The organism is Paenibacillus sp. AN1007 (assembly GCF_040702995.1).
Classification (GTDB): Bacteria; Bacillota; Bacilli; order Paenibacillales; family Paenibacillaceae; genus Paenibacillus.
The window spans coordinates 530,535-556,873 of sequence record NZ_CP159992.1 but is presented as its reverse complement, the minus strand read 5'-3'; the positions used below and the strand labels follow the sequence as shown (position 1 = coordinate 556,873).

Below are 26,339 nucleotides of genomic sequence, written 5' to 3'. Positions count from 1 at the left end.
TTCCCCCTTTCACTTATAATGCTCTCCCAACTTACACGCGTAGGCGATTCTTCCCGCTTCCACTGGGAACACTTCCTTTTCCCTTAACTCAAGACGCTTTCCTGTGCTGCATACATAGGCTGTTCCCCCACTTCTCCACGCTGAAATGAAATGAGATGGCTCAACAATTGTTGAGCATAGTCGGACTGCACATGCCTTAACTGATCAACCGAAACCGTTTCTTCAATCTGGCCTTCTCTGAAAAAAACAACCCTGTCGCAGATATAGGCTGCCGCCTGAATGTCGTGCGTAATGAAGACATAACTCATCTTGTACAAGCCCTTCAACGATTTAAGCAATTGCAAAACCTGAATCTGAACCGATACGTCCAGCGAGCTGACAGCTTCGTCCAGCACAAGATACTGCGGCTCTGTCGACACTGCTCTCGCAATGCAGACTCGCTGTGCTTCCCCGCCGGACAGCTCATGCGGATACTTAAGCCGGTATGATGAGTCCAGTCCAACTTGGGCAAGCAATATATCTACTTTTGCATGAATCGGCTGTCCTTTTCCTGACTTTTGGAGTGCCTTCATTGGCTCCATAATCGCATCCTGTACCGTAAGAAACGGATTGATCGAAGAGGTATAGTTTTGAAAAACTGCGCTGATGCGGCCCATCCGCACGCGCCGATCTTTCACATCTTTTCCCCCCAGCCGAATGGCGCCGCGATCCGGGCTTTCCAGTCCCAGCATCAACCGACCCAGTGTGGATTTGCCGCTGCCGCTTTCGCCAATAATGCCGAGGCATTCGCTACGCCGACATTCCAGGGTCACTTTTTTCAACACCTGCTGCCGATGCTTCGAGAACAGACCACCTTGGACATATGATTTCTCAACCTGCTCTACCGTTAGCATCTATGATCCCTCCTGCATTAATGCGTTGAAATGATTGCTCAGCTCCAGCCGGGTGGATACGAGATAACGGGTATACGCATGTGTAGGCTCCTGCAAAACAGACTGCATGCTGCCCTGCTCCACAATCTTGCCGTCTTTCATGACCATCACATCATCTGCGATCTTCTGTACAACGCCGAGATCATGGGAGATAAAGATCATGGAGCAGCCCATACGTTCCTGCAGCTGAATCAGCTGCTCCAGCACTTCGTACTGGGAGATCGTGTCCAGCGCCGTGGTTGGCTCATCCGCAATAATCAGATCCGGTTCGAGCACAAGAGCGAGTGCAATCATGATTCGCTGCAGCATGCCGCCAGACAACTGATGGGGATATTTGTTCAGGATGTCCATTGGATTTCGGAGCATAACACTCTCCATTGCGAGCCGCATTCTCCGCTCCAGCTCACGGATGTTCCAACGGTAATGCGTCTGCAATGTCTCCCGGATATGTACACCGATCACACAGGATGGATCAAATGCACTCATGCCATGCTGCAAAATCATACACAGCTGCTTGCCTCTTCGACGCCGCATCTCCTTTTCGGAGAGCTGATTCAGGTCTGTGCCCTGAATCAGCATCTTTCCCGATTGGCGCATATTGGGCTTATTCAGCCGCATCAGCGCTCTGCATGTGATCGATTTGCCGCTGCCGCTCTCCCCGACAATCGCCATGCAGCTCCCCTGCCGCACCGTAAATGAACTGTCATGAATGATGGCCTGGTCTGTACGGGTATCCCACACTTTCAGATGCTCAACCTCGACTATATTCATAGGCTGCCTTTCTCACCTCTCTTTCACGAGATTTATCCGGCTTGCCTGGAGAGGTCATTAATTTCGGGTCTAGAGCAATCTGTAGTGCATCCGATAAAAAATTAAAAGCCGACACCACCACAACGATCGCAAGTCCCGGTGCAAGCATCAATTCAGGTCTGGAGAACATGACTTCTCTCGCCTCATTCAGCATCATGCCCCACTCTGCATGGGGCGCCTGAATGCCCAGTCCCAGAAAAGATAGTCCCGACACCTGCAGCATCATGGAACACATCGCACCACTGGAGATTACGGCGATATCGGCAAAGGTTACCGGAATGATGTGACGTGTAATAATCGTCCAACTGGGTATGCCCGAAGCTTTGGCGAATTTTACATAATCCATGTCCGAGAACTGCATCACGGATGTGCGAATGACACGAGCAAACCAGGCCCATTTCATGCAGACAAATGCGATCAGAATATTTTCAAGGCCCGCCCCCAAAATACCAACCACCGCCAAGGTCATCACATATCCGGGAAAAGAAAGCATAATGTCACAGATTCGCATCAACCACGCATCCACTTTACCTTTGAAATACCCTGCGACAAATCCTGCTGCCGCACCAATCAATACGGAGAAACCAAGTGCGAATAGTACCCATAACACACTTGGACGGATACCGTAAATCAGTCTGGATAAGACACATCGGCCAAGGTGATCATTGCCTAACAGATAGGGCCAGGAAGGTGAGGCATACCGTAGTTTCATGTTGACGGCTCCAGGGTCATGAGGTGCAATAAGGGGCGCACAGATGCCCAGAACAATGGTCACAATAATGACGGCAAGAGAGGTCAGCGCAAGCTTGTCACGGCTCAGAGTTTTGAATAGTCGCATCAGATTTCCTTTCTTAAACGAGGATTCAGCGCAGCATTGATCATATCCGAAAGCATGTTAAATAACACGAACGTTACCGCCAAAATAAGCACATACGCCTGAATGATCGGAAAATCCCGGCTCAGAATCGACTTTACACTCAGGCGGCCAAGCCCCGGCCATGCAAATACATTTTCAATAACAACGGTGCTGCCCAGTACAATCGGAATCGCCATGCAGAAGATGGACACCGCGACTTGCAAGGAGTTACGCAGAATGTGCAGCATGACCTTCCGCTCGCTGAGGCCGCTTGCGCGGGCATAAAGTACATAATCTTCATTCATATTGCTCAGCATCGCACTCCGTACTGTCCGGAAATAAATGCCCGTATAACTGACCGTGATCACCAGCACAGGTAAAATGTAGCTGCGATAAGAGTCCATGCCGCTGGTCGGCAGCAGGTCTAGTTTCACCGAAAAATACCAGATCAGGATGGCCGCAAGCCAATAAGACGGCATCGCTGTCAGAAAAAAGGAAATACCTCTGACGGATTGATCCAGCATCTTCCCTTCTTTCAGGGCACAGAGAACACCAAGCCCTATGGATAAAAGAATGATGAAGACCGAGGATACAAGTGTAAGCTTTAATGTATTCAGTAACGCCGGCCCGATCAAAGACCACACCGACTCCCCGGACACGAAAGAATATCCGAAATCAAACTGCACAACAGCTCCCATCCAGTCCATATAACGAACAAGGAAAGGTTGGTTAAAACCGAGCGCTTCATTCGTTTGAGCGATCAGTTCGTCCGTAATCTGCGGTACATCCTGAGCCTGTAGTACAACGACGGCCGGGTCGAGTGGGGAGAGATTGATTAGTAGAAAAGTAATTAACGAAATAACGATCAGCAAAGGGATGGTCAGCAGCAGACGTTTTGCGATATAACTTCCCATAGCCCTATCCCCTCTACTCGAATTTCATCTTTTCAAACGGCAATTCATACTGTGTCTGCTTAAAGGTAATGTCTTGCAGACGTTTCGGAGCAACAACGGTGACACGCCCGTTCGTAAGCGGGACGAACACCGCTTCATCATGTACTATTTTTAAAATATCCGCATAAAGTGCTTTTCTCGATTTTCCATCATGAAGTGCCGTTGTTGAGCCATCGTTGGTTGAGCTCATCACCTGATCGATTTTCCGATACAGTTCATCCGCTCCGGCGATGCCACTTGTCGTATGTTTGTATGCTGAATCCGATGTAAACGCGGCGATGGTACTCTGCGGATCATACGCAAGTCCCCAGGTCTGGTTGAACAACAGGTCATATTCCCCGGTCGCTCTTCGGTTCGCAATGGAAGAGGACTCTTCGCCTGTCAGATCGAGTTCCATACCGATCTCTTTCATCGCATATTGGATGAACTCCGCCTGCATTTTCTGTGAGGACGAGCTGCTGTCATAGTAAAGCTTCATCGCTAAGGGCTGGCCGTTCTTCGCACGTACGATCTTGCCCTCTGCCAAAGTCCAGCCTGCCTGATCCAGCAGACGTTTGGCTGCTTCCGGATCATACGTTCGAACCTTCAAATCGACATTGGCGTAGTTCACATTCGATGAAAACAACGTACTCGCTACCGTCTGAGTGCCATTGAAAATATCTTTGCTAATCGTCTCCCGATCGATACCGATCCATAACGCTTCCCGCACAGCTTTTTCATGAACCGGGCTGTTTTGCTTGCTGCTATTCGCGACAATCATCGCCGTGTTCATCGCATCACTTCGCACCACCTGATACTCGCCGGATGCAGCCAGCTGATCCATCGCTTCTACGTCAATGCTGTCTGCCCCGCGGTCATCCGTGAAGACAAAGTTGATCTCCCCTTTTTGCAGTGCCAAATATGTCGTTTCTCCAGCGGGAAGCACTTTGGCTGTGATTTTCTGAATGGCAGGTACACCGCCCCAGTATTCCGTATTCGCTTCAAAAGTGGCATTTTCTTCGACCTGGTGCCCCGTCAACTTGTACGGCCCAGTCCCATGGAAACCGTTCACCCCGTCCTTGGTTCCATCATTTTTGAAATCCTTTGGGGAGATGAAGACATACGGCCTGGTCATGGACAACTCCACCAGTGCCGGATAATAGGCATCTGACAGAACCAACTCCACGGTGTATTCGTCCTTCACATTGACATCCTTCAGTTTCGTGGAAAGCTTGATCCAGGCATGTTTCCCCGCATTGGCCTGAACCGCTTCGATATTCTGTTTGACCGCTTCGGCGTTAAAGGGCTCGCCGTCATGGAACTTCACCCCTTTGCGCAGATGAAAGGTATACGTTTTGCCGTCCTTGGAGATGTCCCATGATTCGGCCAGCAATGGTTTGATTCCCTCAGCCGTGTTCTCGACCAGAGATTCATACACCATGCCTTGCGCAGGCATCGAACCTGTGTACAGATGTGGATTCATATCATTGATATCTTTCGCAGAAGCATAGATAATTTCATTGTTGATCTTACTGACTGATGATACCGCTTGGGTATTTTCCTTTGTGTCACTCTGAGCACAGCCTGATCCCATCGCAATGACCGCGACCAGTGTTACCATCCGTATAAAAGCACGTCTTTTTCTCACCATAGTTCCCCCTGATATGCACATAAAATTTATATTAACCCTGTACACAAGGCCACTTCTCGGTCAGGACAACCTCCAATCCCTGTTATCCCTCAAGCCTGTTGCAAATCATGCGAATATCCTGCTGAAACGACTGGATCACAAACGCGGTCGACAGACGCTGATCTGGATGTGTACGCGTTACTTCCTGAAGCTTTGCTTCATATGTGGCAATGAAATGATCTATCGTTGGACAATCAACTTTCACATGTCTGGCGATGCCCTGAATCATTTTGATGCGGTAATAGTCTTCCTTGGGCATTCTCGGAACGTCGAGCTCTCCCTCGCGGTTTATAAATATTCTGCTGAACGGAACAGCGGAGAAGTGGAAATATGTACCGGCAGCATCCGGCTCCGAGAACGGATCAATCAATAACGAGGCGTACCGTATGTATAATAAATACTCCTGATGGATGGCCTCTAATTGATCAAACTGTTCGATATCCTGACGTGATAAACTCTCTAATCGAACCGGATAATTGTCGTCCGTCATAAACTGCAGCAAGTTCACTCCCTGAATATGGAGTCTGTCTGTAATCTGCTCGATTTCCTGCCACTGTGACCGCATACTGCGAATGAGTGTGGGAGTAATCGGCCCTTCGGGATAAAGCTTGTAAACATATTTTTGAACACCCTGCTCACCGAAAATGGCCTCTAGCGAAAAATCATTCATAAACAGTGGTGGGTGTACGTACAGCGAAATATTCCTTGTTTCAGCTTCCAGCGGGGAAGACATAACGACGAGTGAAATATGCAGCCGCTCGAACAGCTCGCTTAACTGCCGCACATAAGCTGAAGAGGGAACGGTGGAGCCGATATAAACCTTTTTTTTAACTCCTGTTGTGATGACCTCATTGGATGGTTGTTCATGCATCCAGCGGGTATCGCCCAGGTAGGTGGAGAAGCTGATGATTTCCGGGGCTGCATTCCGCTCAAACAAATACTGGCTTACCAGGAGACTCGAGCCGAAGGTAGGGGAAACTAAAATAACGTATTTCAGTTGTTTAATGAACTCGTCATTGATTTCTTGGAGTACATCGATATAAGCATCGGTGGTGACTGCCAATATAATCGTATCCCACTCCCCTTCAAGAGTGCTGTACCCTTTAAAAAGGTGATCCACTGTACATCCCCCGGCCAAGGCTCGGTGCTTCTCATTTTGAATCGTCACCTGAACCTGCCGCTGGCTCTGTTCGAGTGATGCAAAGAACGATGCAGACCGCACCGATTCCCTGCCCGCCATAGCGACGTGACAGCCCAGATGTGTTTTAAGAGTTACCGCAAGCTGAATCGCTGCAGGACCTGTGCCGCATAACAGAACACGTTGAACGATGCTCATATATACCTCCCTTGTAAACAAAGACAAACCTCCCTACAGGAACATGTAAAACTTTTATGCAGTTGACTCAAGGCCTCTTACTTACTCAAAGTCGAACAGAAACGGTAGATTTAAAACTATGCATTGTCACAACATAAAGAGTAAACGATCAGCTTTTACTTGGGCACCTTCTGATACAGCGCGATATCAAACACATCATGCGGGCGCAAAATGTTGTCGGCCAACCTCCACTTGCTGCCATCCGTCTCTTTCATGGGATAGTTAAACAGTGATTTCAACTCATTGCCATATCGCATGGCTGCAACGACTTGTTCATTGGTTAACGCATATAATTGATCGAGCAGGTCATACTTGTTAGCCACGGTGGAGCTGAAAATAATATGTGTCGCTTGTCGGGTATACGCCAGATCCTCCAGCAGCTGCTGCTCTAAACGAATGTTCAAGCCCGCCCCAAGCGTCTCCACAACTTTTCTCCCCAGCGTGATTGCCTCTGCGTCGATATCTATGCCGACCACCTCGGCTCCGGTACGTTTAGCGATCAGTAAAGGGGTCATTGGAAATGAACCGGAACCCACCAGCAGCACTTTGGATTGAGGTGTCACCTGAAAGCTGCCAAACTCTTTGTCGATGCACTCTTCGATATTTTTAAAATAATCCGCAATCTGCACTTCTCCATGCTGCAGCTTCAGTGCCCGATATTTCTCCATAATCGCGACGCACTGAGCGGATTGGTCTCTTAGCACCTGAACTAGCGGATCAAGCTCCTCCAGTTCTGCTTGCCCCAACATACCCCAAGCAATCTTGTGATCAGGGTCCGTCACAAACCGTGAATACTCATTAATTACCGCTTCCAGTTCTGCGCTGTGCTCAAGTGTCTTATCATATCTGACCGCAAGCTTGCCAAATTGTTCGGCAAAAACACGGAGTCTGGTTTCCAAATGGATCAACGTGATCATTGTCTCTCCTCCTACACCTTGTAATGGTCAACCATTATACGTCTCATTCTCAGGTATCCGCTCAAACCTCTACGACATTCCTGCTCTGCTCCTGTAAGGTATCAATGAAAGCCGTGCCATAGGCAACAATGCCGACAGTCCCCTCAATCGTAATGGCCTTCACCCCTTGGGCACCCCACTGAGCGGTCACCTTTATCGCACCTCCAGGCTGCTTGACCAGCTGGGTGACTTCGCTCTGTTTAAGCCAGGCCTGATAAGCGCCTACAGAGGCCGTACCTGATCCGCACCCTCTCTCCCAGATCAGACTGTCCAGCTGCGGGACATAAATGAGGGGGGCCATCTCTTTCGCAGCAGGGTGATATAACAAAACACCGATCATTTTATCTCCCATCGTGAGCCCTAGTAACCGTGCGAGATGTTCTGCCTTTCGCTTCATCAGGTCGTCAACGTCCTGCACTTCAATCACAATGTGAATGAATTCGGCATACCGAACAATGGCCATCTCCAGTTCCATACCTTCAAACGTAATCTTCCGCCGCTCGATCTGATCGGGAACAGGCATCGTAACCCGGCAATCATACCGATGCTCTCGCCGCTTCACCTGACAGCTGATCAAGTGCTCTGTGCCTGAAACATCCAGCTTGATATTCATGGATGTTTGCTTCTCCAGCCCTGCTTCTGCTGCAATATGGGCTGCCAGTGCCATACAAGCATTGCCGCAAAATTCTCCTCCTGCCATCTCCAGACGGGCAGCGGCTTCTGTCCTGCCCGGCTGCTTGATGAACCCGACTTGTTCAGCGTGGACATGATCATAGGACATCAGGCTGGAAGCGATGTCACTGTAATGTTCGGATGCATGATCCGTTCTCACCAGAAGGGTCATGTTCTGCGTCGGATTACATTTGATAAAATCAATCTCTTGTTTCATTGTGGGCGGCGGCTCCTGTTCTTTAGATTCGAATGGAAGTGATCCACTGCATTACTTCGATATTAATAGTAATAATTACGATTAAAGGACGAGAAAAATATAGCATACCTATTGGGAATCGTCAACAAATATTTCCAAATAAAATATATTTGTTCAAATGTAATTTTGATGAAACATTGATCGTTGGAAACAGGAACAGAGCTGACACATTGGCGCCAGCCCTAAGCAATAATATTGGAAATACCCGGTTATCATTACAAATATACAGCCTGCTATCTATATAACTACAATGCCGTACAGTTATCCAAAACTGCTGTTGTAAGCTGCATGGGAGTCAGAACTGCCTTTCGCTTGAATCCCTTTTCCTGACCACGAACCACCTTGTACAGCTGGATAACCCTTTCATGCCTGCCATCGTTTCAAGGCTTGCTCCGCTAGTGCTGCCAGCAGATGTGCGCCAATGGGCAGCGCCTGCTCATCTACATCAAAGCCTGGATGATGCCACTCATGCGGACCCGACGTCCCAAGAAAGAGGAACAGGCCCGGTACTTCTTTTTGGTAAAAGGAAAAATCCTCACCTGCCGGCGAAGGCAGCGGTCTGATACTGTTCAGCCCAAGCTCCCGCACAACTTGTTCGGCATCCCTTGCCAGCGATTCATCATTGACCACAGCGGGTGGTCCCTGAATCCAGCGCACTGCCGCAGTTGTGCCGTAGGCTGCAGCCACACCAGTTACGACCTGGTTGAAACGTTCACGGATACGGGAGCACACCTTCTCGTCAAACGTACGTACGGTACCGTCAAGTATCGCTTCCTCCGGGATGACGTTCCAGGCCGTACCGCTGTTTATTTTTGTAACGCTGAGTACAGCACTCTCCTGAGTACCTACATTCCGGCTGACAATCGCCTGCAGTGCGGTAACGATATGTGCAGCAACCACAATCGGATCAATTCCTGCTTCAGGGACTGCTGCATGAGTGCCGACACCCTGCACTTTGACTACAAATCCATCAGCCGCCGCCATCAGCGCACCCTCACGAATCCCCACGGTGCCTACTCGCAGATCCGGTTTATTGTGTAAACCAAATACAGCCTGAACATCAGCGAGTGCACCGCTCTGAATGACCTGCCTTGCACCTGTCGCCTTCTCCTCCGAAGGTTGGAAAATGAATCTCACTTTCCCCGGCAGACTAGATTCACGCTGTTTCAGTAATCGTGCTGCTCCAATAAGAATCGCGGTATGAGCATCGTGCCCGCATGCATGCATACGACCCGGGATCTGAGAAGCAAACTCCAACCTGGTTTCTTCCTGTATAGGCAGCGCATCAATGTCTGCTCGCAGCGCAGCGACAGGACCGTTCCCCTGTCCGACTTCCGCCACAAGCCCTGTTCGCAGCGGATATTCGTCGGCAATACGAACTCCTTCCTCTTCCAGCCAGCTGCGAATGGCTGCCGTTGTTTCCTTTTCCTCCCCGGACAGCTCCGGGTTGCGATGCAGGTGCCGCCGGATTACAGTCAGATATGCTGCAAACGCCTCCTCCTGCTCCACATTCCCCGCGTTCCCTACCCATGGCAGCACATATTGCTGATCCAACGTTTTGTCATTCTGCAATTGCTCTCTCTGCTCGACCTTATGCTGCTCATCTTTCCACTGCTCCAGCTGCCCTCTAGGCTGCTCCAGATCACTTTTCATCCTGTGCCCTCCTTTCCGCTTAACCTATCCGATCGCTGCTTCCCTTTTCGCTGCCCCATGAGCGGATACCTGCACAAAATCTGGCACACCCTGCGCTGCCAACAGCTCATGCAGTAATTCAAAGGAACGAACACGTTTCGAGAAGTCCCGCGCAGCTGTCGTCACAATAATCTCTTGTATATCAAAATCCTGCTGCAGCTTTAGCAGTGCCTGACCTACCTTTTCTTTGGTGCCGCGAATCACGCTTGGTTCTAGAACTTCAACTCGGTACGACTCGTTAGACTGTCTCCCAAATTCCTCTGCCTGTTCGACGGAACCCACGGTCAGTACTTTGCCGCTCTCCAGATGAATCTTGACCAGTTGATGTTCACTCGCGAGTTGTTCCGCTTCCTGCTCACTCTCGGCTGCAATCAACGATATGGCAAGTGCAGCGTAAGGCTCCTGCCCGCGGGAACGGTCAAAGCGCTCGCGGTAGACCCGAATGGCTTCCAGAGCAACCTCTGTACTGCTGTTAATAAACAGCGAAAAGACGTACGGCAGGCCCAGCTCGGCCGCCATACCTGCGCTGTCTGCACTAGCTCCGAGTATATACAGCTCTGCCGGATTCCCGGATACGGGTGAGGCGCTGAGACCTGCAAATGGATGGGATGCATCTTCAAACGGCTCGTTGTGAATATACCGTCTCACTTGAACGATTTTTTCCTGCAGCGATGCTGCCTCTTGAGTCCCCTGCTGCAGAGCCTGTGTCGAACGGGGCAGTCCTCCCGGTGCACGACCGATGCCCAGATCAATTCGCCCAGGTCCCAGCGCTGCAAGTACATTAAAATTTTCAGCGACCTTGTAGGGACTGTAATGCTGTAACATCACGCCACCAGAACCCAGCCGAATTCGTTTCGTGTGTGCAAGCAAATGAGAGATGAGCACTTCCGGGGAAGAGCCTGCGACATGCTGTCCATCATGATGCTCAGATACCCAGAACCGATGAAAACCAAGCTGCTCTGCCCGCTGTGCCAGCTCAATGGTATGTCGAAATGCTTCTACCGGTGTTTCCCCTTCATAAATCGGGGTCTGGTCCAAAATGCCAACACGGATACTCATATCGTTCTCCTCCTTATATGTGACAGCAGAAGTCATTAATGCAGTGCAATTCACTGCCTTGCCTTTTGATGTATCATGGACTTTCATTTCATCTATAATTGCCGCAGCAGTTCCCCAAAGGGTTCTGCAAATGGCGAAAATTCTTCTTTTAAAGTTACAACACTGATCTGCAGCGAAACACCTGCCACCTCATGGACCTGAATTGGGAACAGTTCCTGACGCTGCACCTCCTTCTTCACCGTCAGTCCCGGCAGAAAAGCGATGCCCGCACCCTGCACAACCAGTTTCTTTGCTGTTTCCGAATTATCGACATGATATGTAATGTCCGGCGGATGCTCCAGCGAGTCAAACGCACGGTGAATCCGAAGCCAGTCCAGGGAGCCGCATTCAAAAAAGACCAGCTGCTCCTGCCGGATCGCCTCCATGCTGATATGTCCCCTCTCGATGAAGGGATGCCCTTTGTACACATACAGCTGTATCGGATCTTCGTAGAAGGCGACGGTACGGATGGCAGGGTGCATGACCTTGCGCACAAAAGCCAGATCGATCTCCTGACTGAGCAGTTTGGCAATCAGCTGATCCGCTGCTGCTGTCGTCAGTTTAATGTTGACTTCAGGGTACAACTCCTTGATTCGGGGTAGAAAATCGGGGATGACATAATTGGACACCGATACGGTACTTCCGAGGCGCAGTGCCTCAGGTGTCGTTCTACGCTTCTGAATTTTCTGTCTGCCCTTCTGGATCACCTGCAGCACCTGCTGCGCATACGGCAAAAATTTACGGCCTTCATCCGTCAGCACGATCTGCTTGCCTAGTCGGTCAAACAGCTTGCATCCCAGCTCCCTCTCCAGTGACTGAATGCGTGCTGTAACCGAAGGCTGGGACAAGAAGAGTACTTCAGCCGCCTTATTGAAGCTTCCATAATGATTGATATATACAAACGCTTCAATGTTCTCTATATTCATGGGCGCCTCCGTATCCACGTCCGCAGACGTTTGATGTAAATTGTTCTAAAGGAAATGTCCTTTACATACACATATTTCCCCTATGAAAATACTTGGTTTTACAATATCGTAATCCCACTCTTTTCCAGTGTCAAACTCAATTCTTCCAAAGATCGATCCAGACGTGCAGTAATGTCTGCCGCAAGAGTGAATGTTCCATCCTCATTGCGTTCGATCGTCTGATCCACTGCGTATACGCCGCCAAGGATATGGCGCCCGCCTAGAGCGGTGAGCACAGGTTTTAAGGCGTAATCAATGGCAAGCAAATGTGCAATTGAACCGCCAATGACGAGGGGGAGTGTCACTTTGCCCCGCAGTCCTTCTTGCGGAATCAGATCGAGAAAAAGCTTAAGCACCCCCGAATAAGCTGCCTTATATACAGGTGTCGCCACAATGACAGCATCCGCTGCATCCACAATGGCAAGCGCATCCTGAATGGCCGGGCTGTCGAACTTTGCCTGCAGCAAATCTTCAGCCGGCAGATCGGCAACCTGAATGACTTCAACGGAAATACCAGCTCTATTTAACGTATGGCTGCTGTAATCCGTAAGTCCCGTCAAACGTGAACGCTTCGATGGCGCTCCAGCAATGATAACAACATGGGACATCCTGTTCTCCTCCTTGGGATAGCGGTCAAGCCGCTCCTGTTACTTTGGGATCAAGTCTATCGCGAATATCGTCTCCAATCAGATTTACAGCCAGGACAAATAACGTAATGGCCAGCCCGGGAAATGTGCAAATCCACCAAGCTACCGTCAAATAACCTCTCCCTTGGGACAGCAGCGCACCCCAATCTGGAATTTCTTTCAATACCCCGAGTCCCAGAAAACTGAGTCCAGACCCAGTCAGGATGGATGTACCTACACCCATCGCTGCCATCACGAGCAGCGGAGACAAGGAGTGCGGCAGGACATGTTTCCAGAAAATGCGAGCATTGGAACCCCCCAATGAACGTGTGGCTGTAATGAAGGGCAGGTTTTTGACAGACATCACCTGACCACGCATCACACGGGCGTAACCGGGTATTGAAGCTGCGGCAACAGCCAGTGCGATATTCAGCAGTCCAGGCCCAAGCGCCGCAGCAACCGATAAAGCCAGCAATACACCAGGGACAGCCATGAGAATATCCACCGCCCGCATCGTTACGGTATCGATGATTCCTCCTTTATATCCGGCAATGATACCAAGTGCGCTGCCGACTAGACCGCCAATAAGCACGGAAGCGAATCCGATCAGCAGGGAATCCCTGCTGCCATGCACAACCACACTGAAGATGTCGCGGCCGAAGTAGTCCGTACCGAATAGGTGCGCAGCAGAAGGGGCCTGCAGAATGGCATCTGTCATCATCTGTGTTGGATCATAAGGAGCGATCCAGCCGGGCACGATGGCACAGGCCGCACTGAAAAGGACAATAAGCAGGGCGGTATACAAAAACAATCGCGATACGACGGATGATACACGATGCCGCCAAGGCAGGCGGTTCCATCTCCACAGGCGTGCTTTTACCACGCTTCCTGCCCATGCCTTTTTATGACCCGTCAATGGTTTCATGCTCATAAGAATTAACGCCTCCTTCTGCCTACGCCTGATATGTGCTGTTCCTGATATGTCTGATGGTCTAGGTAAGATGGTATGATGATCCGCATCATGTACGGACAGCCCGCCGAACCCGAGGGTCAATGTACGCATACGAGATGTCTACAAGCAAATTCAACACGACATAAATGATGGATGTAAAAAACACAACGCCCTGCACCACCGGCAGATCCTTTGCCATCAGCGCATCGGCAATAATACGTCCGATCCCCTGTCTGGAGAATACCGTTTCTACAACAACGGTTCCCGCCAGCAAATCCCCGATCAACATACCGATGACTGTCACCGCAGGAATCAGTGCATTACGAAGCGCATGCCCGTACATAATGGTTCGTTCAGACAACCCTTTGGCTCGTAAAGCCACGATGAACGGTTCGTTAATCACTTCAAGCATGCTGTTACGAACCATACGCACAATAAATCCTGCACCGACGAGGCCAAGTGTGGCTGCCGGAAGTATCAATGAACTGAATCCGTCCGAACCCATCGCCGGGAACCAGCCGAGTTGTACGGAAAACAACAGAATAAGGAGAATACCAGTCCAGAACGTTGGCATCGATATGCCAAACAAACCAACGAGCCGAGCCACAACATCAATCACACCGTTCCGGTGAATCGCCGACAGAACGCCAAGTGTAATTCCTATGGTGACAGCGATCAGTGAACTGAGGGCAGTTAATGCCAGTGTTGCGGGGAAATGCTCCACAATTTTGGGCAGTACCGGATCGGAGTTGACCATGGATTGACCAAAATCCCCGCGTAACATATCGCCAAAATAGTTCGCAAACTGGATATAAAAGGGTTGGTCCAGTCCAAGCTGTGCCCGAAGATTGGCAATCATCTCCGGGGTAGCCGAAGACGGGTCCAGCATAAGCAGTACCGGGTCACCCGGCAGCAGATACATGATGCAGTACACCAGCACCGAAGCTCCAAAGATAACGAGAAGCGACGCTGCCAGACGTGAGAAGACCAGTTGAATCATACCGGGATGGCTCCTTTCTGAAACCGGAACAGGCTTACGCCATGTTGGAATTATGGCTGAATAACTTTACTTGGATTATGGCTGAATGCGTACATCATTAAAGAGTGGATAACCAAGTGAATCGAACTGGATACCTTCAACGTTTTTGGATGCAGCAACGGTATACGGAAATACGTATATTGGCAAAATAACAGCTTGTTCAATCAGGTATTTCTGAATCTGACTGTAGATGTCTACCCTTTTCGCCGAATCCGTCTCCACGGCCCCCTGCTCTAACAGTTGATCGATCTTTGGATCAGACAAACCGGATAATGTCGGACGTTCCCCTTCCGCACTCGTATGATAGAAGGCATACAAGGCGTTCGGATCGGAGTTCACCTGGCTGTTGCCGTATAGATCATAATCCCAGTTCTGATAGATCACAGAAGCAATATCTTTGGTAATCACTATGTCTACCGCAATCCCCAACGGTTTCAGCTGCTGCTGGATGATCGCAGCAATGTCATTGCGCTTCTCCCGGTTAGGAGAACCATCTACATAACGCAGGCTCAGCTTCTTCCCGTCTTTGACACGAATTCCGTCAGCCCCTTTGACCCAGCCCTGCTCATCCAGCAGCTGGTTCGCGTGGTTGATATCCGGGGTGATGCTCCCTTCAAGCGCCTTGTCATAGCCGAGAATGCCTGGAGACAATGCTGACCATGCTCGCTCGTAGTTACCCAGATACAAGGTTTTCACAATGGACTCGACATCTACAGCGGACTGTACCGCCTGCCTTACTTTCACATTATCCCATGGTGCCCTGCGCAGATTGAAAAAGAGGGTATACGGTAAACCAACCGTATTGGCCTGCAGCAGCTGCTGGTTCGGATCACTTTTCAACGCAGCGATATTTTGCGGCGGCACGCTTTCTGCGGCAAGTACCTGCTTACTCTGCACACTTCCGATGCGCGTGGCTTCTTCCGGTACAATCTTAAACGTAATCGTATCGATATAAGGAGCGCCTTTGTTTTCGACCGTTTCCGGGCCCCAGTTGTAATCCTTGTTTTTGGCCACAACGATATCCGCATTTTCATCCCATTTCACAAAGGTGTACGAACCCGTGCCAACCGGATTTTTGCCCAGTTGGTCCCCATATTTCTTCGCAGCCGTTGGAGATACGATCCCCAGTAGTGCCTGACTCAAGTTACCCAGGAATGCTTGTGATGGAGCATCCAGGTTGACCTTGATCGTATACTCATCAATGACCTCGGAGGAGCTGTAAGGTCTAATCAGGGCAAGCGAGTTGGCAGCTTTGGTGGCCGGATCAATCACCCGATCCAGATTGTACTTCACCGCTTCGGCGTTAAACGGGGTCCCGTCATGGAACTTCACATCTTCACGCAGCTTGAACGTATAACTTTTGCCATCCTTCGATACACTCCATTCCTTGGCAAGCCAAGGTTTAATAGAGCCATCCGGCAGCTGCACCACCAGATTATCGTAAATCGTACGAATGGCACGTACTGCTACGGCAAGCCCGCTGCGATGCGGGTCAAGCGTATCCGGTGAAGTCGCCAGACCAAAGGTGAGGTTACCTCCTTCTGCCTTTCCAGCCTGCCCCCCGCCAGCGGAAGCCTGTGCCGCACCGCTCGTTTTGCCTCCTGATGCTGCTCCGCATCCGGATAAAACCATCGCCAATACGGCTGCCAATGCCACTGCTTTTATCCATGAAATAGACCTGTTCATATTGCTTCCCCCTCTGTGTATACAGGTGTCATTAATGTGATGCGCTAAGCAAACTTGGATATAATTTATATTTCCTATGAGAAAAGTAGGTTTTAAGGCATGAGAGACTTTATTCACTTTATTAACTCTATGCTCCAGATGCAATTGTGCTTCATTTTACGCTGATTGGAGCACCGCGTTTAAATAACATGAATGAAATCAATTAGATGATGTTCAATTTGGATGACATTCAATTAGATGACGTTAGACTCTCTTCCTGTGTTCTTGCTGCTGTATAACGGTTTACAGGCACCTGAACACCCAAATTGCCGCGCAGCGTGTCGTGCTCATATTCCGTACGATAGATGCCGCGTTCCTGTAGAATCGGCACCACCAGCTCGACAAAGTCGGATAATCCGCTTGGCAGCTCGGAGGCAATGATAAATCCGTCAGCCGCTTCCGATTCGAACCATGCCTGAATTTTGTCCGCTACCTGCTCCGGTGTGCCCAGGAATTGACTCCGTGGGGTTGCAGCCCGCAAAGCGACTTCGCGCAGGGATAGACCTTGTTCTTTGGCATCTTTTTTTATCTTGTCTGTTCCACTGCGGAAGCTGTTGCTGCCTATGCCATCCAGTTCAGGGAACGGTTCATCCAGCGGATATTGGGAGAAATCATGATGCTCGAAGAAACGTCCCAAATAGTCCAGTGCTTTATCAATAGTTACAAGGCTCGCGATCTCCTGATATTTCTGTTCCGCTTCTTCTGCCGTCTGTCCTACAATCGGGTTAATGCCTGGCAAAATGACAATATCTTGCGGCGAACGCCCGTAGGAAGCTGCCCGTGTTTTGACGTCCTTATAGAATGCTTGTGCATCTTCAATATTATCGTGTCCAGTGAATACCGCATCGGCTTCTTGTGCCGCCAGTGTTTTGCCATCCTCCGAAGATCCTGCCTGGAAAATAACCGGCTGTCCCTGCCGTGAACGAGCAATGTTCAATGGCCCCTGTACAGAGAAGAACTCCCCTTCATGGTCCAGGGTGTGCAGTTTGGAAGGATCAAAAAACACACCGCTCTCCTTGTCTCTTACAAATGCATCGTCTTCCCAGGAATCCCACAATCCCTTGGTCACCTGCAAATATTCCTTTGCAATTCGATAACGTTCCGGATGTGTCGGGTGATGACTCTTGCTGTAATTTTTCGCGGTACCTTCCAGGGGGGATGTCACTACGTTCCAGCCTGCACGGCCGTCACTGATCAGATCAAGTGAACCGAACTGTCTGGCGACTGTAAATGGATCACTATAAGATGTGGACAGTGTGCCTACTAGTCCAATGCGTGAAGTTACCGCGGCCAGAGCGGAAAGAATGCTGATCGGCTCAAAGCGATTCAGAAAGTGGGGAATGGATTTTTCGGTAATATATAGGCCATCCGCAATGAATACGAGATCAAACTTGCCCTCTTCAGCCTTGAGCGCCTGACGTTTGTAAAATCCAAAGTTTACACTGGCATCGGATAGAACCTCCGGGTGTCTCCAGGTTGTGTTACTTCCCCCAACGCCATGAATGATGGCTCCAAACTTCAAACTGCGTTTTGCTGTCATATGCACTCCGCCTTCCCTGAAATAGGTGTTTTATTGACATGGATATGAGTATCCGGGTGGACTTATAGAAGATGATCTTTAGAAGTTGATCTATAGGAGTTGATCTATAGGAGTCGATTTGTAGACTTTGTGGAGACAAAGACAGTTAGGCCTATACACTTCAAATACAAAATTCAAGTCATTCATCAAGCAAAAATTCTAAATTACATTAATCCTATGAGTTTGGTTTGTTTTAATTTCACACAGCTTATCACTGCCCCGCACACCGGTCAACAGTGCTTCTAATAGATTTTTTCTATAACCACATCAGAGATGTATATAAGCGGTACAACGATCCCTTTTTTAATTAAAATGAGAAATGCCGAAGGCTGGTATGGAAGTTGATATCCTCTAACAAGGAGTCATCCAATAATCTGTGACCTTACATTCATGCTGCTCCATGCCGTTCGTCGTCTCCATTCCATCCCATCCCGCTCATCCTGACCCATGTACAGCGCAGCTGCCTACTCTCCTAATGCTAAGGTTCAGATCTAAACCCTCGTGCAGCTCAAACGGCTGCTGCTTCATCGGGCTGTGTCAGAAGTGCGGCTAATTTCCCCAGGTCAGGTTCCAGCAAGGCTTCATACTTTCCATCACGGCCCACTTCAATGACAGGTACATGCCGTATACCGTATTTTGCTTCAAGCACATCCCGCAGTACATCGTTTCCCTGTACTTCAATGTTCTCAAACGGCTGGTTCTGTTCAGCCAGAAATGCTTTGACCTGCGCGCAGAAATGACATCCCGCTTTGCTCCACAACACCACTTTTTTGGATGATGACATCGACATACCTCCTAAGTTTCATAAAGGAAATCCAGATGCTTAGATGATCCAGACCCTCAATTCCTATCTGTTAAATAAGGATTGTGGCTATAAATGTACTCCTGTGCTTCCGCAGGGTCAATGCTTCGGTTAATAGAATAATCCTATAACAGAATCGAAAAATTATATTTTAATTTTAAAATTCAAGTGGAGAGCATGGCTGTCCCGTTTCCCTGTCTGTATGTAGATGACGAGCCGACCATGCAGAACCTGATGCGGAATGAACCCGGTCAGCGCGTGCGAAAGGACACGTTCCATTTCGTTCGGTTCATCCCGCATATAAGCATTTTGCTGATTCCAAAAACACAGCTCACTACAAATCCTTGTTCAGCAGCTGAGGCGGAGCAATAATCGGCCACCCTTCCGGTATTCGATGGAGCTGTTCACCCGGCATCTGGCGTACATGTCCGGGCTTAACTCCCCAGCTTTCCGCCGCATAACCGGATGCGAATTTTCTTCGTCTGCCTCCGCTGATCAGATACCATATCTCGGGTGCTTCCGCAGCCGCAGCAATGCTTCCTTCTCCCCCGACCATATCTGAATTCGAATCGAGCACAGTCAGAGGAGAATGATCAGGTTCGAGCGGCCAATTCCGAATGTCACTGGCAGACACCAACGGCTCACCTGCGGCTGTGCCCAGCAGATCAGGTTTGGCTGCAAGAACTGGCGAAATACCGCGCGGAACAGGAATGTTGAGCTTTCGGCGCTGCCCGCCTTCTAGTAAATAGACATCCCCTTTGAGATCAGCAAGGTATGCACCTTCGGGATAGAAATCACTGCTTCGTCTGAATGGTGATTTCTCATGATTATTTTCAGAAAAAAACACCACTGCCCGCTGGCGCAGATCATCCTTAGCTGCTGAGGATACTGTATATGTCTGAAATTGAGATGGCCTATTCAAGTCATATGTCTCGGCAATCCTGCAGGTTTCGGCGATGAGCGCCTGAGGATCTCCCCATTTCTGGCTGTAAAATTGTTCATTCCCTTGGTTAACGGTGTGAAAATCCTGCTCTCCGAGCGCTTTCATGCTGACACTCCCAAAATGATGAATAAAGGCATCACCCGCCACAGCAAGCTTGTATCCCAGCATTCGCACCCGTACAATCCAATCATCATCTTCAAAGTTGCCAACAGCATAACCCTCATCCAAATAACCCGTACGTTCAAACAGCTCTCTGGAAAACAACCAGCAGAATCCGACAAGCCGGTCCGTTAACCGGTGTTTCCCTGCATCCGGCCTGTTCTGTCTGGCAGCAAAAGACCACATCTCCTGCACTTCACGATAAGGCACCTCAATCTGCTGATCTCCGCCAATATAATTGGTTACAGGACCTACCACACCGATCTGCGGGTCACTCCGGAGACAAGTCATCATATTTTCCAGCCAGCCTGGTGTAACCAGGGTATCGTTGTTCAGTACGACAATATGCCGCCCTTTGGCCATCATCAACCCCTGATTGACTCCGCCCGCGAATCCCCGGTTTTTCTCCAGTGCGGCCACCCGGACCATACCGCCTTGGCGAAGCAGTGCCTCCGCCGTACCATCCTGCGAAGCATTGTCAACAACGATGATTTCATAAGGAGCAGGGGTATGTTTTTCAATGCTGGATACACACTGCAGTACATAGTCACGCTGATTGTACGTCGGAATGATGATGCTGACCCCTTCAAAAATAAGCCCAAATGAGTTCTGTCCTTGACGCATACCATCTTCGTATCCCCGGTCATATCCCTGCCTGTAAAGTCTGGTGCTTCGAAGACCTCGGTGGCTCCTTTTGCCTTTGCGCGTGGAATTGCGCCGCTTACGGCCGCCCGCGGCATGAAGTACAACCGAAGCTGATGCCCGTTTACGATGAGGATGGCTGCTTGTTAAGGGTGTATCCTTTCTAAGCCTGCTGCTCTGCTTTGAGCCGTTCTGTCTGTTTTTCCTTGCATGACTAGGCTGTTTTTCCGTTATTTTCATGCTGCTTCCCCCGATCCACTCGTTCCCGGGACAGGACTTCATTGATCTCAATATCCTGTCCGGGACGATACACTAGAGTTGAAGCTCTCCTGTTACCAATTTATCTGCCAAGTGTCCAAAATCCAGAGCAGCTCTGCCCAGTTCTCCTGCAATGCGCTGGCACAGCACTACGGCTGGAATGCCTGCTGCGACCAGAGCGATATCAAAAGCATATGCCGCAGTCTGCTGCATCACCCGCGAAACATCTGCCATACCTGCCACGGCCGGAATAATGCCCGTGACCTGAACCCCATGGTGATGAAGCAGGACACCAAGTTCTGCTGCCCGGCTCCCGATCAGCAGCACGCGCCGTCCCTGAAGGATTGGCAGCAGCAGCCGGGATTGATGCAAGCCGTAATTAATCGTGGAGCTGGTCAATTTCAGACCGGACCAGTCAATCCCAAAATGACGCAGTACCGGGAATAACAGTCCCTGAAACGTAGGTGCGCGTGAAATCGGCACGCCCACCCAGTCTGCCCCCCGGACGGCTTCCGCAAGCGCCGCACGGATGTCCGGCGTAGAGCACGGCACCCCTGCATACGGCAGAAACGGTGCCAGCTCATACACTTCCTGAGCTGGCAGCACGGTATCCGCTGCCAGCGTAAGCAGTTCGCCATCCCCGAGGCGAACGACAGAAAAGGGGCGCCGCGCATCCAGCGCCGCCACGATGTGACCAGCCATCTCATGAGGGCTGGTCAGCCGGGTCAGGCTGGGCGCGTACTGGCGGAATCCCGCCGCGATCAAATCTGCCGCCGCGACAGCGGGCAGGATGTGATCCGGCGGGATGTGCTGCGCCACCAGCGCCTCGCCCCCGGCGTACACGCCGTCGCGGTAGCCCGCGGCGTAACCGCCGGGCACGGCCGCCTGCACGGCATGCTGCGCTGCCGCCGGCGGCTCGCCGTTTGCGCTGCCCGCGCTCGCGGCAGCGCCTTCCCGCCCCGCGGGCACGACGACACCCGTTAGGGGTGTCGTTTCACGCGGTGCTGGCTTGGGCGCACGGCGCATCGCCGTGCGCTGCTTGGCGCGGGCAGCGGCGCGGCGGCCCTGCGCGGAGGCGTGCCTGCGCTGGGCCGTGCCTTGGCGCGTGCGGCCCCGGGCCGGGCCCGCCAGCGCTGCACGGCTGGCCCGGCCTGCTCTGCCCGCGCTTACCCTCTTTTGCGGTATCCTGCCTGCCTGCCCCACCCTGACCGATCTCCCAGTCTTACCTCCATCCCTCCTGCTGCCTGTTCTTGCTTCACCTTTCACACGCCCCACTTCCCTGCATTCTTCACTTGTATCACCCTACCTGCACCCTTCACGCCCTGTGTTTTACTTCCACGGTGATGCATCAACCCTGTGGATATAACTGCTCTCACACCATTCACTCCTTGTGCATGGAAAAGGATGGCCGCTGGCGCTGCACAAAATGCCGGAGCTTTCTTCAAGGCTCCGGCACAAGCTCTGCATGATCAGGTACCGCACAGCGGCTGTAACATGTTATTCGGGATTAAGGCAGCTGCCCTTTCATGCGCACGGCTGCCTCCTGGAGCGATTCGAAAGTGCCGGCATCGCTCCAGTATTTTTGCAAAATATCGTACTCCAGTCCACCGCTGGAAGCATAATGGTTGTTCACATCCGTAATCTCCAGCTCTCCGCGTGCAGACGGTGTAATGTTGTGAATCAGCTTAAACACATGATCGTCATACATGTATATGCCGGTCACACAGTAAGAGGTCTTCGGCTGACTTGGCTTTTCTTCAATGTACGCAATGCGTTCCGGATGCTGTTCATCGAAGACAGGCACCCCGTAACGTCGTGCGTCATCCACGCCTTTAAGCAGTACACGTGCCGTACCTGCAGGCTGCTGCATATATCGGTCCACATACGGTTTCAAATCATCGCTGAACAGATTATCTCCCAGCAGCACCACAAATTTTTCACCCGGAAGAATAAACGAGGATGCCAGATCAAGCGCTTCGGCAATGCCGCCCGCCTTTTCCTGAATGCGATATGTTAATCTGACCCCGTGGTCCGCCCCTCCTCCAAGATACTCTGTATACAAGCCTGCGGAATGTTTGTTAATGACAATCAGGATCTCCTCAATCCCTGCCTGACGAAGCCTGTCGATGCCATACATTATCATCGGATGTTTACCGACGGGAAGCAGATGTTTGTTAATAAGCCGGGTCAGAGGGTACAGCCTGGTCCCTGTGCCACCAGCAAGAATTACACCTTTCATTCCTTGTTCCCTCCTTCATCGGATATGTCCATAAATTCACGCGGATCGACATGCCATTTATTTATGAAAATGGAGCGATTACGCTCCAGTAATAGTTTCCATTCGTGCGGGTCCGTCTTCTGAAAACTCGCGCTGCCCTGATGATGTACAAGAACATCGCCGCATACCAGCAGCCGGAAGCCCTGCAGCCTTGCCCGGTAACAGTAGTCATCATCTTCATAGTGTCCCGGAGAGTAAGCTTCGTCAAGCCATCCCACCGCATCCAGCACACTTCGTTTGATCAGCATACAGAGTCCAACAATTCGGCGTACTTCCTTCCACCTTGATGCATCCGAAACATTATGGGCTGCGGCCAGTTCCTGAAAATGTTCCACATTCCGGAACACCACGTCCACCTGCTGCGTGCCGCTGGCATAGTTGGTAACCGGACCGATGATGCCAATGCGCTCATCACTGTACAGTGCAGTACGCATATTCTCCAGCCAGCGTGCCGTAACCGTTACATCGTTGTTCAGCAGCAGCAGCTCATCTCCACAGGCAGCCCTCAGTCCAGCATTACAGGCGGCTGGGAAACCGCGATTCTCGGGTAAACGAACAAACCGGATTCGCTCCATCGCACAATATTCGGCAGTGCCATCTGTCGAACCATTATCCACAACGATAATTTCGTACGGTGTGCATTCCCCTGTATGCGTTCTGATCGCATCCACACAAGGCTTCAGCAGGGAAAGTCCATTATACGTCGGTATGACTATACTGGTCAGCGTCATCTCGCGTTCCTCCTGTAAGCTACCTCTGTACGGGAAGGCGTGTTGGCCTGAACTGCATTTGTATTCCGTTCCAGCCAGGCAGCCAGTGCTTCCAGGTGATCCCCCAGAATCAGCCTGGCTACATCATTTCCACGGCCCGTATTCCCGGGACGCAGCCGGTTCGAGCGAATGACGTCCACTTGATAGGGAGCGGACACCTGCAGCCCCTGCTGTACTGCCAGCATCTGGGCCATAGGCGGTACAGCGAGTGACGCAGGTTTTACCGCCTGAATCATACGTCTGGATACGGCATGGGGCACAGCGGTCATTGAATTGGAACCAAGATCCCGCCGACCTAACGTGTGATTCAAATACGCTTTGATACGGCTGACCTCATCCTGTTTGGCAAATGGCGGAAGCAGGGACGTCAGATCATTTAACGCGACATCCTGCCCCCGATCAATCGTAAATAGAAACGGTGCCAGCTGCTCAGCAGGGACGACCATGTCCCCATCCACAAACAGAACGGTCTCCGCATCTGTCATTTTGACTCCAAGTGCACGCCCCACATCATGTCCTGCCCGATCCGGTTCATACACAAGTGTAATGCCCGGATGCTGCAGCACGTGCCCGAGGCTGTTATCCGTTGTTCCGTTTAATACGACTACAATATCCCGGAGCGGCAGGCGACGCAGCTGCCTCAGCACCTGCCCAAGCGTACGCTCCTCATTGCAGGCACAGACTACGGCTGCAGCAGCATGGCGGAGGGGCAGCGGTACGATATCAGATGCACGGCCCGAGGTTTGTGCATAACCCTGCATAAATGCGCTGCCTGCCTGTAACGCTGCGCCGACGCTGTCCAGCTCCGGCAGTTCTGCCGCATATGCTTGCCATGCCTGAGAAGCATGTTTATCCGGCAGATCGACATCTGCCTGAAACTGTTTGCCTGCAAGCCGGCCTGCACGTCGAAACGGATGCAGATCCAGCATCATCTGCCGGGTCTTTCCCGCAGGCTTCCGGCGCGGTTTGCTTTTTCCACGTGTCTGCTGTCTTTTTCGCAGCCTTCCGGCAGCCATAAGCCTTGATCGCATCTGTCTTCGAGCCCCTGCTCCTGATCGTGTTTTCATTGCTGTCACCTCCATCATGCTGCGCCACTGTCATATAACCCGATCTCAGGATTTACCTACCTGACGCTCCCCTTCTACCTGCACAGGCTGCGAACACGATTCAGATCAGGATAACCCCCTCGGGGACCGCGTGTATCCGTAATCCAGCGGATCGCCTCCAGGTGATCCTGCAGTACCACTTGACTTAGCGGATCAGCGCCGCTTCGTTTCTTCATACGAACCGCATTCCATTTCCCCACGGGAACATGATGAACAGCCTCCACCCGCAGTCCCCCAAGGATGGCCTTTGCATGAGCAAGCGGTGGAACTTCCAATGCTGCTAAACCGATGACCTCCAGCGCCTTTCGGTTAAGCGCGTGAGGAATGGCTGTCATGGAAGCCCCGCCAAGATCGGATCTGGACAGCAGACTGTTCAGCACATGTTTCGCTTCAACGACGGGATGTACGGGACTTCGTGTCACCGGGCCGTTGTAATCGTTCAACGCGGCGTCCACCCCTTTTAAAACCGCCTGCACGTAAGGCGCCAAATGTTCAGCCGGAATCGGTATATCTGCATCGGTAAACAGCAGTATCTGCCCTTTTGCTGCGGCCGCTCCTGCTCTACGGCCTCCGTCATGCCCAAGCGCTTCCGGGTACTGGAGCACACGCGCCCCTGCCCGTTCCGCTTCGCTCGCCGTTCTATCGGTTGATCCGTTCACAATGACCAGCACTTCTGCATCGCGGCATATACGTGCTGCCTCGCGGACTACAGCTCCAATCGTGCGTTCTTCGTTCATGGCCGGAATAATCACCGATAACAGCGGCTGCAGTACAGCTTTCACATCTGGTTGAACGGCTCCCTGAACCAAGTCATGTGCTTCTCTCCGATCGCTCAGCAGCAATGAATCATTAGATGGTATGGTGAGGGCATAGGCCATTGTACCCTTTTTTCTTGGAGAATGATTTCGTCTCTTGCCTGACGTACTTCTGGTACGTTTTTTACCTGTTTTTTCTGAAAAATGGACTATTTTCCGGTGTTTCCGCAACCAATTTCACCTCCCGCAATCCATCCTGATCATGCCAAGGGAGTACACGTTATTCTATGTATTCGTGGAGCAGTGGAAACGGCGTATGTCCTTGCAGCAGGCAGGTTCTGTGTCGTGATACAGACATACAGGCCTTTCGCCTGTGACATCATTCGTCAAAAAATTCAAAAATGACGCCTGTTCCCTGTCCTTAGACACAATTTTCTAAAAAATCTAAAATTGCATCTTTTCCAAACTTTT

General features: G+C 50.9%; 23 protein-coding genes. All 23 read right to left on the bottom strand.

Annotated elements, in window-relative coordinates:
* Positions 1-83: 83 nt before the first annotated feature.
* Complete coding sequence (locus ABXS70_RS02470; protein ID WP_366293620.1) at positions 84-893, bottom strand: ABC transporter ATP-binding protein; 810 nt, start codon at positions 891-893, stop codon at positions 84-86.
* Positions 894-1,703, bottom strand: coding sequence for an ABC transporter ATP-binding protein (locus ABXS70_RS02465; RefSeq protein WP_366293617.1), 810 nt, complete (start codon positions 1,701-1,703; stop codon positions 894-896). It abuts the gene before it with no gap.
* Entirely contained in the window at positions 1,684-2,580 is an 897-nt protein-coding gene (gene opp1C, locus ABXS70_RS02460) for a nickel/cobalt ABC transporter permease (protein WP_342552625.1), read from the bottom strand. Before opp1C ends, ABXS70_RS02465 begins: the two co-directional genes overlap by 20 nt.
* Positions 2,580-3,512: a nickel/cobalt ABC transporter permease gene (gene opp1B / locus ABXS70_RS02455; protein WP_342552626.1), complete on the bottom strand. Its 933-nt coding sequence runs from the start codon at positions 3,510-3,512 to the stop codon at positions 2,580-2,582. Before opp1B ends, opp1C begins: the two co-directional genes overlap by 1 nt.
* A 13-nt stretch (positions 3,513-3,525) precedes the next feature.
* Positions 3,526-5,181, bottom strand: coding sequence for a nickel ABC transporter substrate-binding protein (gene nikA, locus ABXS70_RS02450; protein ID WP_342552627.1), 1,656 nt, complete (start codon positions 5,179-5,181; stop codon positions 3,526-3,528).
* An 82-nt stretch (positions 5,182-5,263) separates the two neighbouring features.
* Positions 5,264-6,556 (bottom strand): opine metallophore biosynthesis dehydrogenase, encoded by a 1,293-nt coding sequence (locus ABXS70_RS02445; RefSeq protein ID WP_366293613.1) that lies wholly within the window; start codon positions 6,554-6,556, stop codon positions 5,264-5,266.
* A 155-nt stretch (positions 6,557-6,711) separates the two neighbouring features.
* The gene (locus tag ABXS70_RS02440; protein ID WP_366293610.1) at positions 6,712-7,512 is read right to left on the bottom strand and encodes a methyltransferase domain-containing protein; all 801 of its coding nucleotides are present in this window, start codon (positions 7,510-7,512) and stop codon (positions 6,712-6,714) included.
* Between the two features lie 61 nt (positions 7,513-7,573).
* Positions 7,574-8,440, bottom strand: a complete 867-nt coding sequence (locus tag ABXS70_RS02435) for a diaminopimelate epimerase (protein ID WP_342552630.1) — start codon at positions 8,438-8,440, stop codon at positions 7,574-7,576.
* Between the two features lie 402 nt (positions 8,441-8,842).
* The gene (locus tag ABXS70_RS02430; RefSeq protein WP_366293606.1) at positions 8,843-10,132 is read right to left on the bottom strand and encodes an amidohydrolase; all 1,290 of its coding nucleotides are present in this window, start codon (positions 10,130-10,132) and stop codon (positions 8,843-8,845) included.
* Between the two features lie 24 nt (positions 10,133-10,156).
* Positions 10,157-11,230: an LLM class flavin-dependent oxidoreductase gene (locus tag ABXS70_RS02425; RefSeq protein WP_342552632.1), complete on the bottom strand. Its 1,074-nt coding sequence runs from the start codon at positions 11,228-11,230 to the stop codon at positions 10,157-10,159.
* A 92-nt stretch (positions 11,231-11,322) separates the two neighbouring features.
* Complete coding sequence (locus ABXS70_RS02420) at positions 11,323-12,195, bottom strand: LysR family transcriptional regulator (protein ID WP_342552633.1); 873 nt, start codon at positions 12,193-12,195, stop codon at positions 11,323-11,325.
* Positions 12,196-12,293: 98 nt separating this feature from the next.
* Positions 12,294-12,842, bottom strand: coding sequence for an NADPH-dependent FMN reductase (gene ssuE / locus ABXS70_RS02415; RefSeq protein ID WP_342552634.1), 549 nt, complete (start codon positions 12,840-12,842; stop codon positions 12,294-12,296).
* Positions 12,843-12,867: 25 nt separating this feature from the next.
* Complete coding sequence (locus ABXS70_RS02410; protein ID WP_342552635.1) at positions 12,868-13,791, bottom strand: ABC transporter permease; 924 nt, start codon at positions 13,789-13,791, stop codon at positions 12,868-12,870.
* A gap of 88 nt (positions 13,792-13,879) precedes the next feature.
* Positions 13,880-14,812, bottom strand: a complete 933-nt coding sequence (locus ABXS70_RS02405; RefSeq protein WP_342552636.1) for an ABC transporter permease — start codon at positions 14,810-14,812, stop codon at positions 13,880-13,882.
* Between the two features lie 75 nt (positions 14,813-14,887).
* Complete coding sequence (locus ABXS70_RS02400; protein ID WP_366293600.1) at positions 14,888-16,537, bottom strand: ABC transporter substrate-binding protein; 1,650 nt, start codon at positions 16,535-16,537, stop codon at positions 14,888-14,890.
* 229 nt (positions 16,538-16,766) lie between these two features.
* Entirely contained in the window at positions 16,767-18,116 is a 1,350-nt protein-coding gene (locus ABXS70_RS02395; RefSeq protein WP_342552638.1) for an LLM class flavin-dependent oxidoreductase, read from the bottom strand.
* A gap of 547 nt (positions 18,117-18,663) precedes the next feature.
* Positions 18,664-18,939, bottom strand: coding sequence for a glutaredoxin family protein (locus ABXS70_RS02390; protein ID WP_342552639.1), 276 nt, complete (start codon positions 18,937-18,939; stop codon positions 18,664-18,666).
* A gap of 352 nt (positions 18,940-19,291) precedes the next feature.
* Positions 19,292-20,941, bottom strand: a complete 1,650-nt coding sequence (locus tag ABXS70_RS02385; RefSeq protein ID WP_342552640.1) for a glycosyltransferase family 2 protein — start codon at positions 20,939-20,941, stop codon at positions 19,292-19,294.
* Between the two features lie 72 nt (positions 20,942-21,013).
* Positions 21,014-21,928: a GT-D fold domain-containing glycosyltransferase gene (locus ABXS70_RS02380; protein ID WP_366293595.1), complete on the bottom strand. Its 915-nt coding sequence runs from the start codon at positions 21,926-21,928 to the stop codon at positions 21,014-21,016.
* 538 nt (positions 21,929-22,466) lie between these two features.
* Entirely contained in the window at positions 22,467-23,198 is a 732-nt protein-coding gene (locus ABXS70_RS02375) for a sugar phosphate nucleotidyltransferase (protein ID WP_342552642.1), read from the bottom strand.
* Positions 23,195-23,968 (bottom strand): glycosyltransferase family 2 protein, encoded by a 774-nt coding sequence (locus ABXS70_RS02370; RefSeq protein WP_342552643.1) that lies wholly within the window; start codon positions 23,966-23,968, stop codon positions 23,195-23,197. Before ABXS70_RS02370 ends, ABXS70_RS02375 begins: the two co-directional genes overlap by 4 nt.
* Positions 23,965-25,074 carry a glycosyltransferase family A protein gene (locus ABXS70_RS02365; RefSeq protein ID WP_342552644.1) on the bottom strand — a complete coding sequence of 370 codons (1,110 nt, stop codon included), beginning with the start codon at positions 25,072-25,074 and terminating at the stop codon, positions 23,965-23,967. The genes ABXS70_RS02370 and ABXS70_RS02365 overlap by 4 nt, the downstream gene beginning before the upstream one ends.
* A gap of 74 nt (positions 25,075-25,148) precedes the next feature.
* Positions 25,149-26,099 carry a glycosyltransferase gene (locus ABXS70_RS02360; protein WP_342552645.1) on the bottom strand — a complete coding sequence of 317 codons (951 nt, stop codon included), beginning with the start codon at positions 26,097-26,099 and terminating at the stop codon, positions 25,149-25,151.
* Positions 26,100-26,339 lie beyond the last annotated feature (240 nt).

What these genes read in the sequence shown, in the direction of transcription:
- opp1C (WP_342552625.1), bottom strand. Translation starts at nt 2,580, where the DNA reads ATGCGACTATTCAAAACTCTGAGCCGTGACAAGCTTGCGCTGACCTCT.
- ABXS70_RS02370 (WP_342552643.1), bottom strand. Translation starts at nt 23,968, where the DNA reads ATGACGCTGACCAGTATAGTCATACCGACGTATAATGGACTTTCCCTG.
- ABXS70_RS02375 (WP_342552642.1), bottom strand. Translation starts at nt 23,198, where the DNA reads ATGAAAGGTGTAATTCTTGCTGGTGGCACAGGGACCAGGCTGTACCCT.
- ABXS70_RS02465 (WP_366293617.1), bottom strand. Translation starts at nt 1,703, where the DNA reads ATGAATATAGTCGAGGTTGAGCATCTGAAAGTGTGGGATACCCGTACA.
- ABXS70_RS02420 (WP_342552633.1), bottom strand. Translation starts at nt 12,195, where the DNA reads ATGAATATAGAGAACATTGAAGCGTTTGTATATATCAATCATTATGGA.
- ABXS70_RS02435 (WP_342552630.1), bottom strand. Translation starts at nt 8,440, where the DNA reads ATGAAACAAGAGATTGATTTTATCAAATGTAATCCGACGCAGAACATG.
- ABXS70_RS02400 (WP_366293600.1), bottom strand. Translation starts at nt 16,537, where the DNA reads ATGAACAGGTCTATTTCATGGATAAAAGCAGTGGCATTGGCAGCCGTA.
- ABXS70_RS02390 (WP_342552639.1), bottom strand. Translation starts at nt 18,939, where the DNA reads ATGTCATCATCCAAAAAAGTGGTGTTGTGGAGCAAAGCGGGATGTCAT.
- ABXS70_RS02425 (WP_342552632.1), bottom strand. Translation starts at nt 11,230, where the DNA reads ATGAGTATCCGTGTTGGCATTTTGGACCAGACCCCGATTTATGAAGGG.
- ABXS70_RS02410 (WP_342552635.1), bottom strand. Translation starts at nt 13,791, where the DNA reads ATGAGCATGAAACCATTGACGGGTCATAAAAAGGCATGGGCAGGAAGC.
- ssuE (WP_342552634.1), bottom strand. Translation starts at nt 12,842, where the DNA reads ATGTCCCATGTTGTTATCATTGCTGGAGCGCCATCGAAGCGTTCACGT.
- ABXS70_RS02385 (WP_342552640.1), bottom strand. Translation starts at nt 20,941, where the DNA reads ATGAAAATAACGGAAAAACAGCCTAGTCATGCAAGGAAAAACAGACAG.
- ABXS70_RS02405 (WP_342552636.1), bottom strand. Translation starts at nt 14,812, where the DNA reads ATGATTCAACTGGTCTTCTCACGTCTGGCAGCGTCGCTTCTCGTTATC.
- ABXS70_RS02470 (WP_366293620.1), bottom strand. Translation starts at nt 893, where the DNA reads ATGCTAACGGTAGAGCAGGTTGAGAAATCATATGTCCAAGGTGGTCTG.
- ABXS70_RS02440 (WP_366293610.1), bottom strand. Translation starts at nt 7,512, where the DNA reads ATGATCACGTTGATCCATTTGGAAACCAGACTCCGTGTTTTTGCCGAA.
- ABXS70_RS02445 (WP_366293613.1), bottom strand. Translation starts at nt 6,556, where the DNA reads ATGAGCATCGTTCAACGTGTTCTGTTATGCGGCACAGGTCCTGCAGCG.
- opp1B (WP_342552626.1), bottom strand. Translation starts at nt 3,512, where the DNA reads ATGGGAAGTTATATCGCAAAACGTCTGCTGCTGACCATCCCTTTGCTG.
- ABXS70_RS02430 (WP_366293606.1), bottom strand. Translation starts at nt 10,132, where the DNA reads ATGAAAAGTGATCTGGAGCAGCCTAGAGGGCAGCTGGAGCAGTGGAAA.
- nikA (WP_342552627.1), bottom strand. Translation starts at nt 5,181, where the DNA reads ATGGTGAGAAAAAGACGTGCTTTTATACGGATGGTAACACTGGTCGCG.
- ABXS70_RS02395 (WP_342552638.1), bottom strand. Translation starts at nt 18,116, where the DNA reads ATGACAGCAAAACGCAGTTTGAAGTTTGGAGCCATCATTCATGGCGTT.
- ABXS70_RS02365 (WP_342552644.1), bottom strand. Translation starts at nt 25,074, where the DNA reads ATGAAAACACGATCAGGAGCAGGGGCTCGAAGACAGATGCGATCAAGG.